Source organism: Acinetobacter sp. YH12098 (assembly GCF_013419235.1).
GTDB lineage: Bacteria > Pseudomonadota > Gammaproteobacteria > Pseudomonadales > Moraxellaceae > Acinetobacter > Acinetobacter amyesii.
The window spans coordinates 1-16,705 of sequence record NZ_VPAO01000002.1; the positions used below are offsets into that span (position 1 = coordinate 1).

At 40.7% G+C, this 16,705-nt stretch carries 18 protein-coding genes and 1 rRNA gene; 9 read left to right on the forward strand and 10 right to left on the reverse strand.

Annotated features, from left to right (window positions below; translation table 11 throughout):
• From FTU38_RS00560 to FTU38_RS00575, 4 genes are all read right to left on the reverse strand, one after another.
• A 16S ribosomal RNA gene (locus FTU38_RS00560) occupies positions 1-125 on the reverse strand; the annotation flags it as partial.
• A gap of 439 nt (positions 126-564) precedes the next feature.
• Complete coding sequence (locus FTU38_RS00565) at positions 565-1,641, reverse strand: DUF6670 family protein (RefSeq protein WP_180110368.1); 1,077 nt, start codon at positions 1,639-1,641, stop codon at positions 565-567.
• A 38-nt stretch (positions 1,642-1,679) separates the two neighbouring features.
• Positions 1,680-2,504, reverse strand: a complete 825-nt coding sequence (gene pssA, locus FTU38_RS00570; RefSeq protein ID WP_078189231.1) for a CDP-diacylglycerol--serine O-phosphatidyltransferase — start codon at positions 2,502-2,504, stop codon at positions 1,680-1,682.
• Between the two features lie 41 nt (positions 2,505-2,545).
• Complete coding sequence (locus FTU38_RS00575) at positions 2,546-3,403, reverse strand: 23S rRNA (adenine(2030)-N(6))-methyltransferase RlmJ (protein ID WP_078189232.1); 858 nt, start codon at positions 3,401-3,403, stop codon at positions 2,546-2,548.
• 114 nt (positions 3,404-3,517) lie between these two features.
• On the opposite strand from FTU38_RS00575, the gene FTU38_RS00580 reads away from it, so the two are divergent.
• Both FTU38_RS00580 and FTU38_RS00585 read left to right on the forward strand, forming a co-directional pair.
• A complete protein-coding gene (locus tag FTU38_RS00580) occupies positions 3,518-4,120 on the forward strand; it encodes a 2OG-Fe(II) oxygenase (protein ID WP_180062876.1) in 603 nt (200 codons plus the stop codon).
• A 71-nt stretch (positions 4,121-4,191) separates the two neighbouring features.
• Positions 4,192-4,719 carry a hypothetical protein gene (locus FTU38_RS00585; protein ID WP_078192424.1) on the forward strand — a complete coding sequence of 176 codons (528 nt, stop codon included), beginning with the start codon at positions 4,192-4,194 and terminating at the stop codon, positions 4,717-4,719.
• Positions 4,720-4,770: 51 nt separating this feature from the next.
• Here the strand turns inward: FTU38_RS00585 and FTU38_RS00590 are convergent, their stop codons facing one another.
• The 5 genes from FTU38_RS00590 to FTU38_RS00610 form a co-directional block, all read right to left on the reverse strand.
• A complete protein-coding gene (locus FTU38_RS00590) occupies positions 4,771-5,028 on the reverse strand; it encodes a DUF2789 family protein (protein ID WP_078189234.1) in 258 nt (85 codons plus the stop codon).
• Positions 5,029-5,133: 105 nt separating this feature from the next.
• Positions 5,134-5,394, reverse strand: coding sequence for a DUF2789 family protein (locus FTU38_RS00595; protein WP_180003486.1), 261 nt, complete (start codon positions 5,392-5,394; stop codon positions 5,134-5,136).
• A 188-nt stretch (positions 5,395-5,582) separates the two neighbouring features.
• Entirely contained in the window at positions 5,583-6,569 is a 987-nt protein-coding gene (locus FTU38_RS00600; protein ID WP_078189236.1) for a malate dehydrogenase, read from the reverse strand.
• A gap of 170 nt (positions 6,570-6,739) precedes the next feature.
• The gene (locus FTU38_RS00605) at positions 6,740-7,321 is read right to left on the reverse strand and encodes a ribonuclease I (RefSeq protein WP_257220819.1); all 582 of its coding nucleotides are present in this window, start codon (positions 7,319-7,321) and stop codon (positions 6,740-6,742) included.
• Between the two features lie 126 nt (positions 7,322-7,447).
• Positions 7,448-9,424 carry a lytic transglycosylase domain-containing protein gene (locus tag FTU38_RS00610; RefSeq protein ID WP_180110369.1) on the reverse strand — a complete coding sequence of 659 codons (1,977 nt, stop codon included), beginning with the start codon at positions 9,422-9,424 and terminating at the stop codon, positions 7,448-7,450.
• 307 nt (positions 9,425-9,731) lie between these two features.
• On the opposite strand from FTU38_RS00610, the gene miaB reads away from it, so the two are divergent.
• From miaB to FTU38_RS00630, 4 genes are all read left to right on the forward strand, one after another.
• Positions 9,732-11,189 (forward strand): tRNA (N6-isopentenyl adenosine(37)-C2)-methylthiotransferase MiaB, encoded by a 1,458-nt coding sequence (miaB, locus tag FTU38_RS00615; RefSeq protein ID WP_078192429.1) that lies wholly within the window; start codon positions 9,732-9,734, stop codon positions 11,187-11,189.
• Between the two features lie 38 nt (positions 11,190-11,227).
• Positions 11,228-12,319, forward strand: coding sequence for a PhoH family protein (locus tag FTU38_RS00620; RefSeq protein ID WP_180103026.1), 1,092 nt, complete (start codon positions 11,228-11,230; stop codon positions 12,317-12,319).
• Positions 12,320-12,328: 9 nt separating this feature from the next.
• On the forward strand, positions 12,329-12,811 hold the full coding sequence (ybeY, locus tag FTU38_RS00625) for an rRNA maturation RNase YbeY (protein ID WP_078192431.1): 483 nt from the start codon (positions 12,329-12,331) through the stop codon (positions 12,809-12,811).
• Positions 12,812-12,875: 64 nt separating this feature from the next.
• The gene (locus tag FTU38_RS00630; RefSeq protein ID WP_180110370.1) at positions 12,876-13,166 is read left to right on the forward strand and encodes an antibiotic biosynthesis monooxygenase; all 291 of its coding nucleotides are present in this window, start codon (positions 12,876-12,878) and stop codon (positions 13,164-13,166) included.
• 3 nt (positions 13,167-13,169) lie between these two features.
• Here FTU38_RS00630 and FTU38_RS00635 read toward each other — a convergent pair whose 3' ends face one another.
• Positions 13,170-14,027, reverse strand: a complete 858-nt coding sequence (locus FTU38_RS00635) for an energy transducer TonB (protein WP_218954682.1) — start codon at positions 14,025-14,027, stop codon at positions 13,170-13,172.
• Positions 14,028-14,285: 258 nt separating this feature from the next.
• On the opposite strand from FTU38_RS00635, the gene FTU38_RS00640 reads away from it, so the two are divergent.
• The 3 genes from FTU38_RS00640 (at position 14,286) to FTU38_RS00650 (ending at position 16,507) form a co-directional block, all read left to right on the forward strand.
• Entirely contained in the window at positions 14,286-14,969 is a 684-nt protein-coding gene (locus tag FTU38_RS00640; RefSeq protein WP_111885941.1) for a hypothetical protein, read from the forward strand.
• 158 nt (positions 14,970-15,127) lie between these two features.
• Entirely contained in the window at positions 15,128-15,841 is a 714-nt protein-coding gene (locus tag FTU38_RS00645) for a DUF3108 domain-containing protein (RefSeq protein WP_180010540.1), read from the forward strand.
• A 90-nt stretch (positions 15,842-15,931) separates the two neighbouring features.
• The gene (locus FTU38_RS00650; protein WP_078189246.1) at positions 15,932-16,507 is read left to right on the forward strand and encodes a xanthine phosphoribosyltransferase; all 576 of its coding nucleotides are present in this window, start codon (positions 15,932-15,934) and stop codon (positions 16,505-16,507) included.
• Positions 16,508-16,705 lie beyond the last annotated feature (198 nt).

The following is a 16,705-nucleotide window of genomic DNA, read 5'->3' on the forward strand; positions in this document are numbered from 1 at the left end:
TTCCTAAGCATTACTCACCCGTCCGCCGCTAGAAATCGGTAGCAAGCTACCTATTCCCGCTCGACTTGCATGTGTTAAGCCTGCCGCCAGCGTTCAATCTGAGCCATGATCAAACTCTTCAGTTTAATACTTTGTAGCACCTTAAAGGGTACCAATCTTGGCTCATCAATTACTGACAAAAATTTGCTCAAATAAACTTCGAGTAATTTCTACCATCAATCAATGAAAATAATTTCGATCAATCAATCAGTAAAAATCCACACAAGTTGTTCTTCATAATCTCTTAATGATCTTCTTGTTGGTTCGTCACCAGCAAGCTAGGTCGGCTATATTACTCTTTATTTCTAAAGAGTCAACCGGTAATTCAAATTATTTTAAACTTATCAAATAAAACCTAACTTAATCAATTCAACCAAGTCATTGTTTTATCAGAAGTTTTAATCTTCATCACCGCCGATGGATGTGCATTCTACAGCATTTCACATCCGTTGCAACACCCTTTTCCATTTATTTTTAATTTTTCATTACGTTTGTTTATTTATTCTACTAAATCAAATTTTTTTACTATTTTTTGAGCATAAAAGGGACAATATTTCCATATTTATCCGTTAATTTATCTTTTTCATTCTTTTCTTGCCATTTTAAAGCTCGACAATCGACATATTCACAGTAGCCACCTTCCCCACACTCGATTTCGTCGTTGATTTTGATTTGATAGTTAAAGCTTCCTGCATAGCCTGCGCCGAGTCCAAATTTAAAATCCCCACGACTCTGTGCTTGTACATGTATTTTCAGTTTGTCATTTTGGTAAATCCATTCAAATTCACGTGGCAAATACATTTTTTGCAAATTTGGGGTTTTAACCACAGGATAAACGCGCATGACTTTAAAGAACACGGCTTGGTCTGCCATGAACACTTGCTGCTGATTTAAATCTCTTAGATATAAACGTGAACTCAAAATATTGTTATAGCGGTCTCGCGTTTGCATAAAGATGATTTGACGCTTTCGGCTCAGGTTGATCACCTGATGGGTATAAAACGCCAAAGGTAAATATGGAAACTTGCGTATTTGTGCATAAGACAAAACCGCCAACTGATTTACATCATACATCTGGCCCTGAAATTTGATTTGCCCTTCACATTGGCACATCACCGACCAATATTCAGCAAGACCTAATCTTAATTTTATTAAACAAGAAGAAATATCGGTAGTTTGCACGGACAAATCTAAACTGAGTTCAGTATCTGCTCGATGGATTTGAAATACCGCTCCATCCCAACCGATCTGCTCTTTATCTCTAAATTTAAAGACGGTATCACTCAGACTACAGTCATCTTTAATGGAATATGATTGTAATTGACCAACCATATGACCGCTCACACTGGTCATTACTGTGGCTGTATTGAGTTCGTCTTGTTGAATGGACGCAGGATTTTGAAAAGCAGGAATCTGAGGCTGCCCGAGCCAACTCATAAAGTTAAGATAATGTAATGGCGCAGGAAGATTCGGTAGACAAAGTCCATAATGGACTGAAGGATATGGCGTATTCGGCGCATGTAAATTTATTTTTTTATGTTGTAAATCTGGAGCTTGATTCAGTCGCCTTGATTGATCCAAGAAATCTTGAAATATCTGCATATCAAGCTCCTTTTCATTTTTTTATTTCATGCTTTAACTCATGCTTCTGCCTTTTTTGCCATTAAGGTGGTGACAAAACCAGACAATGCATAAATCACTGAAATAATTAAAATACCCATTGGAATATTATACGTTACAGCTGCTAAAACAAAGACGATTATTGGTAACACGGCAAATGGAACACGGCGACGATCCACCGTTTTAAATGAATAGTATTTCACATTTGAGATCATCAATAGACCCACTGCAATAATCACTACCGCATTAAAAATCTGAATACCTGTTTCGCGTAAGTCGAAGACTGCAGGGATGTCCATGCCTACCCATACCAATGAAATAATCATAACGGCTGCGAGTGGACTTGCAACACCAATAAAGTAACGTTTATCGACAACCCCAATTTGTACGTTAAAACGCGCTAAACGGAAGGCTGCACATGCGGTGTAAACAAAACATGCTGCCAGACCAATACGGCCTAAGTCATTTAGACTCCAGCTATACATTAAAATGGCAGGTGCAACACCAAATGCTAATAAGTCTGATAAGGAGTCAAACTGTTCACCAAATGGACTTTGCGCGCCGATAGCACGTGCGACACGGCCATCCAAACCATCAAATAATGCTGCAAGGAAAATGGCATAAATGGCTTGTTGAAACTCACCATTCATACTGGCAATAATTGAATAAAAGCCAGATAACAACGCAGCAGTTGTAATCAAGTTTGGCCACAGATAGATCCCACGACGTTTCACTTTATGCCCTTCATGGGTGTGCTCCTCTTCTTCAACTTCAAATGTAATGCCATCAAATGCATTTTCATCCTTTGAAGAAATTTCCCGCTCAGGTTTATTTGTATTTGTCATTGTTCGATCCTAACTGTGACCTTTCTTTTTCAAGTTTAAAATTATTCGCCAACCAACCAACGTACGGCTGCATGACCACCATTTTCATTCATACGAAGATGTGGGAACAACCATTGTAATGCTTCATCCGCATCTTCAGAGAATTTCCAAGGTGGGTTAATCACCAATAAACCACAACCATTTAGACCCACTGGAGTGTCATCTGGCCATACGCAAATTTCACAAACCAACTGACGACGAATGCCAGTTTTGTACATTTTCTTTTCAAAACGTTCGATCATCGCGCGGTCTTTAATTGGATACCATACCGCAAAAACGCCTGTCGGCCATTTTTTATAAGCAGCCACCAATAATTCTACAAGCTGTGGAAAATCTTTACGTTCTAATTCGTAAGGCGGGTCAATCATGACCAAACCACGTTTTTCTTTTGGTGGAATTACACCCAATAAACCTTCGTAAGCATCACGCTCATGCAAGCCTGCACGTTTATCAAAAATATTGTGGCGCAATTGTTGGAATACATCGCGCTGCATTTCAAAAATCGTGGCTTTATCAGTTTCACGCATGCCTTCGAGTGCAAACCATGGAGAACCTGGATAAGCGCCTTTACCAAAGTTTTCACGCATTTTTTCAACAACTTTTAAATATTGTTGAACACCTTCAGGCGCATTGCGTTTAATCGAATCATCGAGCTTAACTAAACGATGAATACCATTTAAAAACTCACCTGATTTCTGTGCTTCAGAGGTCGAAAGATCATATTTACCTGCACCACCATGTGTATCTACATAGCGATAAGGTTTATCTTTTGCATTCAGTCGACTTAATAACTGAAGCAGCAAAACGTGCTTCATCACGTCGGCAAAATTGCCTGCATGGAAATGGTGACGGTAATTCATGTTTCTTTAATTCCTGATATCAACGGACATTTTAGCATGAAAAATAGTTTCATTCCGATGCTATTCTTGCTCTAGAATACGTCACCTTTTTTTCCACAACTTTATGGATCGTATATGGAAACAGCCTTTCTCCCAAAGTCTTGGCCCGTTGATCAAATCCTCGATGATTTAGATCAACACGGGTTTAGCATTATTGATGACGCTTATCCTGCTGAATATATACATGCACTTGTTGAAGAATGTATGTCAAATTTAAATAAATTTAGGGATGCAGCCGTACAAAATGGGGTCATCAGTAAAATTAGAAGTGATCATATTTTATGGATTAACGACACATTAGATGTCGCACAAGAACACGTTCAAGCCTTAGAACTTTTATCAGAACAATTTAATCGCGCATTTTTTTCTAACATTCACGAAGTCGAAGCACATTTTGCTTGTTATAACGCAGGTGAGTTTTATGCACTACACAAAGATAATCCTCAAGGCAAAAATGGACGTGTCATTTCAGCGGTTTATTATTTGCATGAATATTGGCAAGCCGACTGGGGCGGTGAATTGCGCTTACAAGATAAGAATGATGTTTGGCATATTTTAGAACCTAAACCGAATCGCATTGCGTTATTCCAAAGTGACCTATTACACGAGGTACTCGAAGCTAAACATCAACGTTTATCGATTACGGCTTGGCTACGTAATGACAACTCGATGTGGTAATTCGAGATTCCTCCTTTAAATCCCTTAAACTATCCTCATATATGAGTCATTCATAGATGAGGATGTACCCGATGCGTCAAAACAGTCATAAAATTATTCAGCGTATTGGCGAAACCGATCAATTATTTCTACAAGGCAACAGCCCTGAACTTGCCCTTGAGCGTGCAGACTTACGCCTGCAATTGGTTAATTTAAGTAAGAACCATCAAGAACAAGTGTATTTTCTGCAAGAAGCCATTGTTCTACTTGAGCAAAGCCGGATTGAATTTGAAGAAATGCCGATTGAGCTATACATCAATTTGTCTGTACATTTAGCCAAAGCTTATATGATATTTTTTGAAATTACCCAAGAGCAGCGCTATGCCCTGATTACCCAGCAGATTATGAAACCGATGTCCAAAGCTGAACATGGCGACATTTACTTCTACTTGGCCTATGCCTCTGCGGTAAAACAGGAACCTGCGTTAACCCGCCACTGGTTAAATAAATACTGCAAATCTCAAGAATTCAAACTGACCACATTACTTGAGCATCCTGCATTTAATCCATATCGCCAAGAAGACTGGTTTTCAGAATTACGCCAAAGCAAACTGCACTAAATAAAAAAACACCTCCGAGGAGGTGTTTTTTTATTTGTGGAGAAATGAAATCTATGCTGGCTGCAGCTTATATGCATCCATATGCAACTGTTGATTCAGCTCATCAATCCAAATTGCCCAATCATCATCTTGTACTAAATGACTGATTAGAAAATCACGCTGCGCTTTATTCCAAAACGGCGCATCATGTAAATTTTCACTTGCAGCAAGCTGATGCGTACGTACGTATAACTCGATCGCAGCTGGACTGCTGGCTAACCCCAATTGAGAAAACAATAAAGCTAAGGATGGTTTATTTTGATTGAGCATCTCGCCCTCCTTATCAACTAATCTGTCATTTATTATTTAATTAATTTATATGATGCCGATAAAAAAACCTAGCGTTAAAACTAGGTTTGTTGTTTCAAATTGTATTTAGATTTTGCATGATCCGGAAAGCTTATGTTCTGTATGCAATTGTTCATTTAAAATATCGACCACTATGGCCCAGTCATCATCTTTTTTCCAATGACTGATAATAAAGTCACGCTGTGACTTCGTCCAAAATGGCGCTTCATGCAATGGAACATCCATGGTGATTTGATGCGTTTCGATAAATTGATCGATGCCTTCCGGAGTTGCATCCAACCCCAATTGTTCAAAAAATAGTTCCAACGTCGGTTGTTGATCAAACATTGCCGTTCTCCTCAAGCCAATAACATTTTTCCCATCTTTATAGTTATCTGTTTATTTGACTTTGTCAGTTGCAACAGCATCTCAACGTGTTATTTTTTGTTCAAAAATTAAGCGTGGTATTTTTCGCAGGCCATAAAAAAAGCACCCCAAATGGAGTGCCTTTTTATAATTTAATTTAAAAAATTAAATTATTTAACCATGTCAGCAACTGCTGCACGTTCTTCTTCAAGCTCGTTTAGAGTGAAGTTGATACGTTCACGGCTGAATTCGTCGATTTCAAGACCTTGAACGATTTTGTATTCGCCGTTTTCAGTTGTTACAGGGAAACCGAACATTACGCCTTCAGGAATACCATAAGAACCGTCAGAAGGAATACCCATAGTTACCCATTTGCCGTTTGTGCCAAGAGCCCAATCGCGCATATGGTCGATTGCAGCGTTTGCAGCAGAAGCAGCAGAAGAAAGACCACGTGCTTCGATGATCGCAGCACCACGTTTACCAACAGTTGGAAGGAATACGTCTTTGTTCCAAGCAGCATCGTTGATTTTGTCTTTTAAGCTTTCGCCGTTTACATTTGCAAAACGGTAGTCAGCATACATCGTTGGAGAGTGGTTACCCCAAACTGTCATGTTTTCGATGTCAGAAACTGCAACACCTGCTTTTTGAGCAAGTTGAGTTAACGCACGGTTGTGGTCAAGACGTAACATTGCTGTGAAGTTTTTCGCTGGAAGATCTGGAGCAGATTTCATTGCGATGTAAGCGTTAGTGTTTGCAGGGTTACCTACAACAAGAACTTTAACGTCACGGCTAGCAACTTCGTTAAGCGCTTGGCCTTGACCGATGAAGATTTCACCGTTTACTTTAAGAAGGTCAGCACGTTCCATACCAGGACCACGTGGACGTGAACCTACAAGAAGAGCGTAGTCAGCATCTTTGAATGCAACTTTAGGATCATCAGTACCGATCATACCTTCTAAAAGAGGGAATGCGCAGTCATCAAGTTCCATCATTACGCCTTTAAGCGCTTGTTGAGCTTTCTCAACTGGAATTTCTAATAATTGAAGGATAACTGGTTGGTCTTTACCCAACATTTCACCGCTTGCGATACGGAATAATAAGCTATAACCGATTTGACCAGCTGCGCCAGTAACGGCAACACGAACTGCTTGCTTCATGTAATTATCTCCAATTGAGGAAGGTCATAATGATTAAATAGCTGTTCTATCTAATCTTAATAATCATAAACGGCAAAGATTGTACTCCAATCTTTTGACGCTTGCATGTAAAAGAGAATGCTTTTCAACAAAAGTATGATAGGAAATATAAATAAAATGCCGAAAAAAGCTTAGAAAGAACCTTTAATTATGAAAGTTGCAGGACAATTTCCGACGATAGTCGCAGGGCAACTTTTGTACTGACCATTGTTTTTATAGCAAATTTTAATCTCAGTCAGCAGACTACCACCACGGGTTTGCATACAGTTAAATTCAATACTTTGTGATACCAATCCGCTGTTCATACGCAACATTTTATTACGCAAGACATTGGCTTGAATGGATTGGGTTTCTTGACTGGTCAATTCATCTGGAATTTTTAGCTTATCTGCATGATTAATAATGGTTCTGAAATACTGGCTAGCATTCATTGGGACACAGCCGCCGGTAGTGTGCCAAAGAGCCACGCGAGCATTTTCATCAGGCATAATCCGTGCAACCACTTTCGCTTGCAACGGAGAAAGTTTAGCTGAACTATTGGTCGTGCAATCACGTGTAGAGGTTTCTGGATATAGACCCGTGATATTGAGTGAATACCCTTCTAAACATTTACGTTTTTTACTTTTTAATGGGTCATAGGCGCAAACAGCAGGCACCATTTGCACATCCATCACATACCCTTTTACAACCGGTGCAGCCGAAAGCATAGACATACCAAAGCCTGCACCACTGCCGATGAGCAGTGATGTCAGTATTCGATAAGCAGGTCTAATGTCCATTTTCGGCATTCATCATTTACCCATATTGCGCCTAAAAACAGGCGCATCTTGCTTTAAAATTTATTGCGCATTCCGTAATGGAATCATTTGCATTCTTTTTTCAATCGATTGTGGCCCCTGACCTAATAAAAGGCCGTAATGGGTTGCATTGGTCATCACATGTTTTACATAGTCTCGAGTTTCCGTTAATGGAATCGATTCCGTATATTGATCCGCTGCAATTGCTTGATATTCAGGCTGCCAGCGTCGAGCACGATTTGGACCCGCATTGTAACCTGCGGTCGCTAAGACTGGACTATTACTCAATTGACGTTGAATCATCGATAAATAGAAAGTGCCATAACGAATATTGGTATTCATATCCGTTAATGCAGCGGGGTTATAACTCTCCCCCATCTGACGAGCCACCAATTTTGCGGTGTCTGGCATAATTTGCATTAAACCACCGGCACCGACATGTGAACGTGCGCTAGTGACAAACCGACTTTCTTGACGCATCAAACCATAAGCCCATGCAGGGTCAATGCCGGCATTACGACTATGACTCACCACATAATTTTGATGCGGCATAGCATAACGTAAAGCATAATTGTGCTGTTTAGTGGTTCGATCTGCCGCATAAATCGCCCGATCATACCACCCCATATCGGTTGCACGTTTAGCTGCGGCAAGAATCATGCCATCATCATGCTTTAAGTAGGCTTGACGCACTGCCCAGTTCCATTCACGGTTAATATAGCTATCAGATGCATTAATATTGCGCAATGCAAAGGCACGACGGAAGTGAATATCCTGACTGAGACGCTGCGCATCTTGTGACGAAGGCTGCACATTTGACGGAATATTGTTATAAGACTGACCAATTTTGTCACGTGCTAACAAATTATGGTAATCATCGCCAACGGCAAGCTTGCGATAAATTTCTTTAGCCACACGTTTAGATGAGGCATCTCCACGTTGTTCAGAGGCACGTGCTAACCAATATTGCCAACGGTCTTCCTGCTTTTGCGAAACGCTCATCGCATCAATTGCACGAATGACACTTTCCCATGCGCCAAAACGAATGGCTTGTCGCGCATAAATCTCGGCCTCTTCTGCACTAAAAGGCAGTCCATAACTCAAATCAAGATAATTTAGAACTTCACGGTTGAAATTGTTTTTCATTACCGTTGTACCACCGATATACCCGACACTACGGTATAGGGCTTTTTGTACATCGGCTGGTGTGCCTTCTGCTGCACGTTTGACCGAAGAAATCGCGCCATTTAAGTCGCTATCGGCCAAGCGACCCATCGCATAAATCAGGTATGCATGATCTTCAGCTGTGGCTTTGGGTGCAGACCATAAATAATTCAGTGGATTGGCTTGAATGGTGTTGAGTTGTGACAAATTAATATTCACGCCAATGGTTTGCGCAGTCGCAATCGCTTGTCCTGACTGACCCGCTCTTAACTGTCCCCACATCCGTTGATGGCGGTCATCTTGAGTCATTAAAGGACTCGACAGCATCATACGGCCCAAGCCCGTACACGAGTCAGGGTGTGAGTTTGTGGTCAACCATACATCTTTAAATTCTGCGTAAACCAGAGGGTCGCCCGACTTTGCGCGGACTTGAGCCATGGCACATGTTTCAGCACGGTCAGCATTAGTCACATATTGCAAGACAGGCTGTGCTGTAGCGAAATCAGCTTGTTTGACTTTTTCTTCAACATAATCTGCGGCTAATTTTTCTGCCATTGCCGAGTTTGGATAGCGCTGTGCAAAATTAATAATGGCACTTGCAGGTTGTGAAGCCAAATTGTTATTCAGTAACCAATATTCTGGATAATAACCCAAAACGTCATTTTGCATAGATGATTGGTATTGTTGTAATAAACTAATATTGCCTGCATTCGCAGCACGTAAAGCATCGTTAAACTGCTCATCTGCGGCTTGGGCAAACGCAGAAATTCCGGAGAGCCCGACACTCAAAGCAAGTAATTTAGCGTAATTTTTCTGTTTAAAATTATGTTTTAACATCCACTTGCCTTCTTTCATGTCATTCTGCTCAGTTACAGCACATCGAACTTTGTTTAGGAATTAGTTTAATAATTCTAAACTCTGCATTGTGTTCTGTTATGTAACCTTATGATTAGCCAATATTAATTTTCAAACATTTTTGCTTCATAAATCAATATGGCAGAGTTGTCATTTTAGGCTGTAAGTTTCTAGTAAATTACTGCTAAAATATTGCCCATTCTTAAAATCCCCTTTTTGACCTCCGCAGCTGCACAATTCAATTGATTGAATTGTCTGTCAGCCACGTATGGTTATTGATTTTCATAAAATTCCTTTAGGAGCCTACATGACGGTTCAAACCTTCATCCCCAATAGTGCCCAAGCTGCCCCAGATAACACTGTTACCCAGCCACAGCACACCCCAGCTCAAGATGGAGCAGTGAAAAAACTGTACATCGAAACGCAAGGGTGTCAGATGAATGAGTATGACAGTCAACGTATGGGCGACCTTTTAGGTGATTCACACGGTTACGTCTTAACCAATGATCCGAAAGAAGCGGATATTCTGCTCATGAATACCTGTTCGATTCGTGAAAAAGCACAAGAGAAAGTGTTCTCTGAATTGGGTCGCTGGCGCAAGCTGAAAGAAAAAAATCCAGACTTGGTGATTGGTGTCGGTGGTTGTGTGGCATCTCAAGAAGGCGACAACATTCAAAAACGTGCGCCTTATGTCGATATGGTCTTTGGCCCACAAACTTTGCATCGTTTACCGCAAATGCTGGATCAACACACTGAACAAGTGGTTAAGCCGAAAAAAGAAAAAATTCAGTTGGTGGATATTTCATTCCCTGACATTGAAAAATTCGACTTTTTGCCGGAACCGCGTGTAGAAGGTTTTAAAGCCTTTGTCTCGATTATGGAAGGCTGCTCAAAATACTGTTCATTCTGCGTAGTTCCTTATACTCGTGGTGAAGAGGTTTCTCGCCCACTGGATGACGTATTGGCTGAAATTGCCACTTTAGCTGAAAAAGGTGTCCGTGAAATTTCATTACTCGGCCAAAACGTGAATGGCTACCGTGGTGAAACTTTTGAAGGGGAAATCTGTACCTTTGCAGACTTATTACGTTTAGTTGCTGAGATTCCAGGCATTGGTCGTATTCGTTACACCACATCGCACCCGCTTGAATTTAATGATGACTTGATTCAATGCTACCGTGACTTACCGCAAATGGTTTCTCACTTGCATCTACCGGTTCAAAGTGGTTCGAATGACGTTCTACAAGCCATGAAACGTAACCACACGATTGATGTATATATCGATAAAATTGCTAAATTACGTCAAGTTCGCCCTGATATGCATTTATCTAGCGATTTTATTATTGGCTTCCCGGGTGAAACTGACGAAAACTTCGAAGAAACTTATCAATTTATCCAAGATATGGACTTCGATCATTCATACAGTTTCATCTACTCAAAACGTCCGGGTACTCCTGCCTCAGAACTTGAAGACACCACCCCTGAAGATGTGAAAAAAGAACGTCTTGCAAAAGTTCAACAATGGATTAAACAATCTAGTATTGATAAAACTGATGCAATGCTAGGGACCATTCAACGTGTCTTGATTGAGTCTGTTTCAGACAAAGATCCGAACTTGCTGATTGGTACTGCAGACAATACACGTTTGGTTAGCTTTATCGGTGATCCTGCATGGGTTGGGCGTTTTGCAGAGATTGAAGTGACCGATATTAAAACTTTGAAGTTTGTTTACGGTGAACTCTTGAATCTTGAGCCTGACGTGGCGTAATGTAAGCTTAATCGTCAGACCAATTTAAAGGAATTCTCTTGACTGCAGCGATTCGACGTACTGTAACTTTTGCTGGTATTCCACTTGACCGTTTACAAAGCATGCTCGGTGCCTATAACGGTCATCTCAAACAAATTGAACAACGTTTAGATGTCAAAATTTCTCATCGTGCAGATGCTTTTTTTATCGATGGGGAAATCGATGCGGTAGAGAGAGCCGAAAGTCTCCTTCACCGTCTTTATGAAGAGTCCGAAACCAATCTACAGATTAGTGCGGACATTTTACACATGATGATTCAAGGCAGTCAGACTGACCGCGAAATTCAGGAAGATTTTTCTGAAAATGAGCATACCGGTTTAGACAATGTTTATCTACAAACCCGTAAAGGTCGGATCAACCCACGTGGCGCCAATCAAAAACGCTATGTACAGCGTATTTTACAAAGCGATATTTCATTTGGTATCGGCCCAGCGGGTACAGGTAAAACTTATCTCGCGGTCGCCGCTGCTGTAGATATGCTAGAACGTAACGAAATTCAACGCATTTTATTGGTTCGCCCTGCGGTTGAAGCAGGTGAAAAACTGGGTTTTTTACCCGGTGATTTGAGCCAAAAAATTGACCCTTACTTACGTCCTCTCTACGACGCTTTGTATGAAATGCTGGGTTTTGAAAAAGTCGCAAAACTGATTGAACGTCAAGTGATTGAAGTTGCACCACTGGCCTACATGCGTGGTCGTACCTTAAATCATTCTTTTGTGATTTTAGATGAAGCACAGAATACTACCCCTGAACAGATGAAAATGTTCCTCACCCGTTTAGGCTTTGGTTCTCGAGCGGTGATCACGGGCGACATTACACAGGTCGATTTACCTCGTGGTCAACAATCTGGTTTGGCACATGCCTTACGTGTGATTGAAAAAATCAAAGAAATTCATATTACTCGCTTCCACTCTCGTGACGTGGTACGTCATCAATTGGTTCAAAAAATTGTTGAAGCTTATGAGGGATGGGACAGCGAACAACATCGCCTCACGGCTGAACAACGTGCAGAACGTAAAGCACGTCAGGAAGCCTTGGTCGCGGACAATGATGCTAAAGCTGATGGGCAGCATCAAGACGAAAACATTTAAGGATTCATTTTGAAACTTAATCTCTCCTTGCAGCAAAATTTTCAGTCACCTGAATTGGTGGTGAAACGTGCGCATATCAAAAAAGTCGTGGAAACGGCTTTACGTCATATCGATACACAAAGTGATTGTGAGATCGGTATTGCATGTGTGGACAATGACGAAAGCCACAAATTGAACTTGGAATATCGTGGTAAAGACAAACCGACTAATGTGTTGTCTTTTCCGAGCGATCTCCCCGATGAAATGGCTGCAGTTTTAGACTCATTTCCGATTGGCGACTTGGTGATTTGTATTCCTGTGGTTCTTCGTGAAGCACAAGAACAAAGCAAAGCACCCCTGACCCACTTTACGCATATGCTGGTACACGGTACGTTGCACCTGATGGGCTATGACCATGAAACCTCTGATGAAGATGCTGAAGAAATGGAAGCATTGGAAATCGAGATTTTAGCCAAATTGGGTTTTGATAACCCTTATCTGGAAAGAGATTAAGAACCCAAAAAGCGAGCTACGGCTCGCTTTTTTTTATCGTCAGAGAAACCAAGGAAGGAAAGATATGCAATATGTCGTGATTTTTAAAGCACGCATTCGTACGCTTGATGAGCTGTATTTTTCGACTGCACAGCAGCTTAGAGACAAAGCCTTGACACACTTTAACTGTCAACATTTTGAAGCGCTGACAGAGGGTGAGCATGAAATCGCCCTTTCCTACTGGAATACATTAGAAGACATTCGAGCTTGGCAACAAGATGCCCAACATCTAGTGGCGCAGCAATTGGGAAAAAACCAATGGTATACGAATTTTAGCGTCGAAATCTGCGAAGTTTTGCGACGCTATCGCGACTGAATTTTAACGCACCTCAAATTCTGCTTCTGCAGGATCGAAGCGCCAAGTACGCACAATACGAAGTTCTGAGATGTCTTTCATTTTGGCATCAAACAAACCAAAAGGTGCCGCCTTACGTACAGAGGTTTTTGCAGCTTCGTCCAATAAGTTTGAACCTGAACTTTCGATCAAACGAATGGCACGAATCCCGCCATTACTGTTCAAAATAACCATTAAGCGTACTTCACCGCGGAGCTGCTGCTGTTTTGCTGCTTCAGGATAATAACGGTTACCGTAAAATTCGACTTTTTCGCGAAATTTTTCCATGTAAGCAGCAGAAACATCTTGCTTGGCTTGAATACCATCAATGGTTTTAATTTTTTGCTGACGGCTAAAGTTTTGCTGACGTTGTAAATATTGAGCTTCGATACTCGCCACCATCGCAGCCTTGGCCTGAAACTGACTATTCAACTCCTCAACGGCTTTTTTGCGACTATTTTCTTCCGCTTGTTTTTGCCAACTCAAAGTTGTCATCAACACTTTATCTTCAAAGCTGAGTTCTTTCTTTTGTTGCAGTTGTTCTAAAGCTTCACTTTTTTGCTCACCGGCTTTTTGTTCGATCATCGGTGCAGGCATGTCACTCGACATACGATGTGACTCACGGAATGTCCCAGAGCCCTGCTGATCGGCTTGTGCTAAAAAGTCTGCATGTTCAATTTTTTCCGTCGTAGAACGTAAAGAAACTGCAATTTCTTTGGTGTTATAGTCAGCCTCTTGGGGCATGGTAAATTGCATGGTTAAAAATGCCAAATGCAACACAGCAGCAAACACCAACGCAGTTGCAAATATGGGATCTTTCCACCACTCTTTCATCAAGGGCATGAACGTTATTTTTTTCAGCATCACATTAAACCGACTATTTGCCGCATTCCCCAAACTGCTTAAAACAGTATAAAATAAAACTCGTATTCATTTTTTGATGAAAACGAGAAATCCATCAACACATAGATAATGCACAATTAAAATCATGAAAATGGTGCAATTTATTTTGCTAAACTGCAAGATCAAAACCTTGTGTTTTTATAGAAATCGACAAGATAAACATCGTCAAAAAACATAATTTGTCAGGATGCACTTCTTATGCAAACGCTAGTTTCCAATATCGCTAAACGTATACGCCAAGTGTACCAAAAAGCTGAAGGATTTATTGAAGATGAGCGTGAATTCCCAATGTCTCAAGTGTTTTTAAATGCGACATTTCAGCGCTTTGTCACCGATAATGTGAAAATGCTCAAAGACTTGCATGCTGACCTGCATGATGACTGGCTTCGACTGTATGCCACATTGGATTATAACGGGCTGATCATAACACTCTCTGTTGATTTAAAACTGGTACAGATGGAACTCAACAAACAAACCCAATTGATCGTATTTGAACAAATTAGTGATACACAAGTGATTGAAGCAAAGTATCCAAATGTTCTGTATAAGATGGGCGTGCGCATGGCGTTATGGTTCTATCAAAAAGTACTCAACCAAGATCCATTGGGTATGATTTTGGAAAAGCTCAATGTGATCAAAGTTAAAGATGATTTACTGTATTTAGACCTGAATCGCTGGCTCGGTAAAAGTCGATCGATTATCGACACACTGGGCAAAGTCCATGTCAACCATGCTGTTTTACGTGAGGCCGAATTGGTGGTGATTGGTAATGTTAATTTAACCGCATTGTTCACCAAAATGTCGCAAGAACGGATGGAAGACTGGGATGATTCAAATTTAAAAGACGATGAAGTCACGCCTATAAAGCAAAAGGAAAGCTAGACTTATCCTGTACTTAGGCATCTTGAACCTATAAAAACGCTACACAATATATACATTAGGCACGGATTTGTGACGTGATTCTCCACAATCCAGCCGCATAATAAATATATCAGGTGGTTTAGCCCACCGCACTTCTATTGAATAGGAAAACCATACTTATGGCACATTCAGTTTTGAAAAATTTAGGTCTTGTTGCTGGGGTATCGACTACACTGCTTTTGACTGGTTTCTCAAGTCAGTCATTTGCCATGAGTCCATTCCAAGCAAGCTACCAGTTTAATTACAACGGCAAAAACTTGGGTTCTGCAACACGTACCCTAAAACAATCTGGGAATAACTGGACGTATGTTTTTGCAGCAAAAGCTGGTGCGATGGCCTCTGCAACTGAAACCAGTCGTTTTAGTTTAAATGGCAGCCAAATTCACTCGAACAGCTTTAGCCGCAGCAGCAAAATTTTGGTGCACAACAACACCATGAACATCAATTTCAATGCTGGCGCAAAAACCATTAATACCAAAAAAGATGATAAAGCGCGTTCATTTGCGTGGAAATCAGGTGTGTTAGATGAACTCAATGCTGAATTGCAAATTCGTGAAGATTTAAAAAATGGTGGTTTGAAATCGAATTACTACATTGCCGATGCCAAAGAGGTTGAAGCTCGTAAGTTCGTGAAACAAGGCACTGAAAAAGTGAAAACCACTTATGGAACTTTTGACACCGTTAAAGTCGTGATGCGTCATGACAAACCAGGCCGTCAAACGACTTTCTGGTTAGCACCAAAACTAGATTATCTACCTGTCAAAGTTTCCCACCAAGACAATAAAACCTCTTACGGTTTATTGTTAACGGGCTATAAAGGTGCAACAAATTAATTGATTTGATCAATTTCGCTTGCATTTTTCACGGTGCTTTTTAAAATACGCTTTTGCTTTAAAAAGCACCTGCCCCTCGAGGATTCTCCCGTGCACGCTCTGGAACAGAAAATCTTAGCTGAAGGTATCGTTCTCTCTGAAGAAGTTCTGAAAGTCGATTCTTTCCTGAACCACCAAATTGACCCTGTGATGATGCAGCAAATTGGTCAAGAATTTGCCCGTCTTTTTAAAGATGCTGGCATCACAAAAATCATTACGATTGAAGCATCAGGTATTGCACCTGCAGTAATGGCTGGTCTTGAACTTGGTGTTCCTGTGATTTTTGCACGTAAATATCAATCTTTAACCTTAAAAGATGATTTGTATCGCTCAAAAGTGTTTTCTTTTACAAAACAAACTGAAAGCACTATCGCGATTTCTAAAAAGCACATCAATGCTGAAGATAAAGTTTTAGTGATTGACGATTTTTTGGCCAATGGTCAAGCGGCTTTAGGTCTTGCAGATCTTATTCATCAAGCAAGTGCTGAAGTATTGGGTATCGGTATCGTGATTGAAAAATCATTCCAACCTGGTCGTGATATTTTGCTTGAAAAAGGCTATCGCGTTGAATCATTGGCACGTGTGAAATCACTGGCGAATGGTACTGTTGAATTTGTTCGTGACTAAGTTTGCGTTCAAAAGAAAAAAAAAGAACACATCAGGTGTTCTTTTTTTTGCTAAAAACTTACGATTAAGGTGACGTAGAGCGCACTTTTTAACGCCTTGGTTACAAGCAGACAAAACATCTGTGCGCAAAACTCGATAAAATTCAGGAAAATCGTCACATTTGATCAAATGGGTCAACTACTCATCTGTCAAATTACT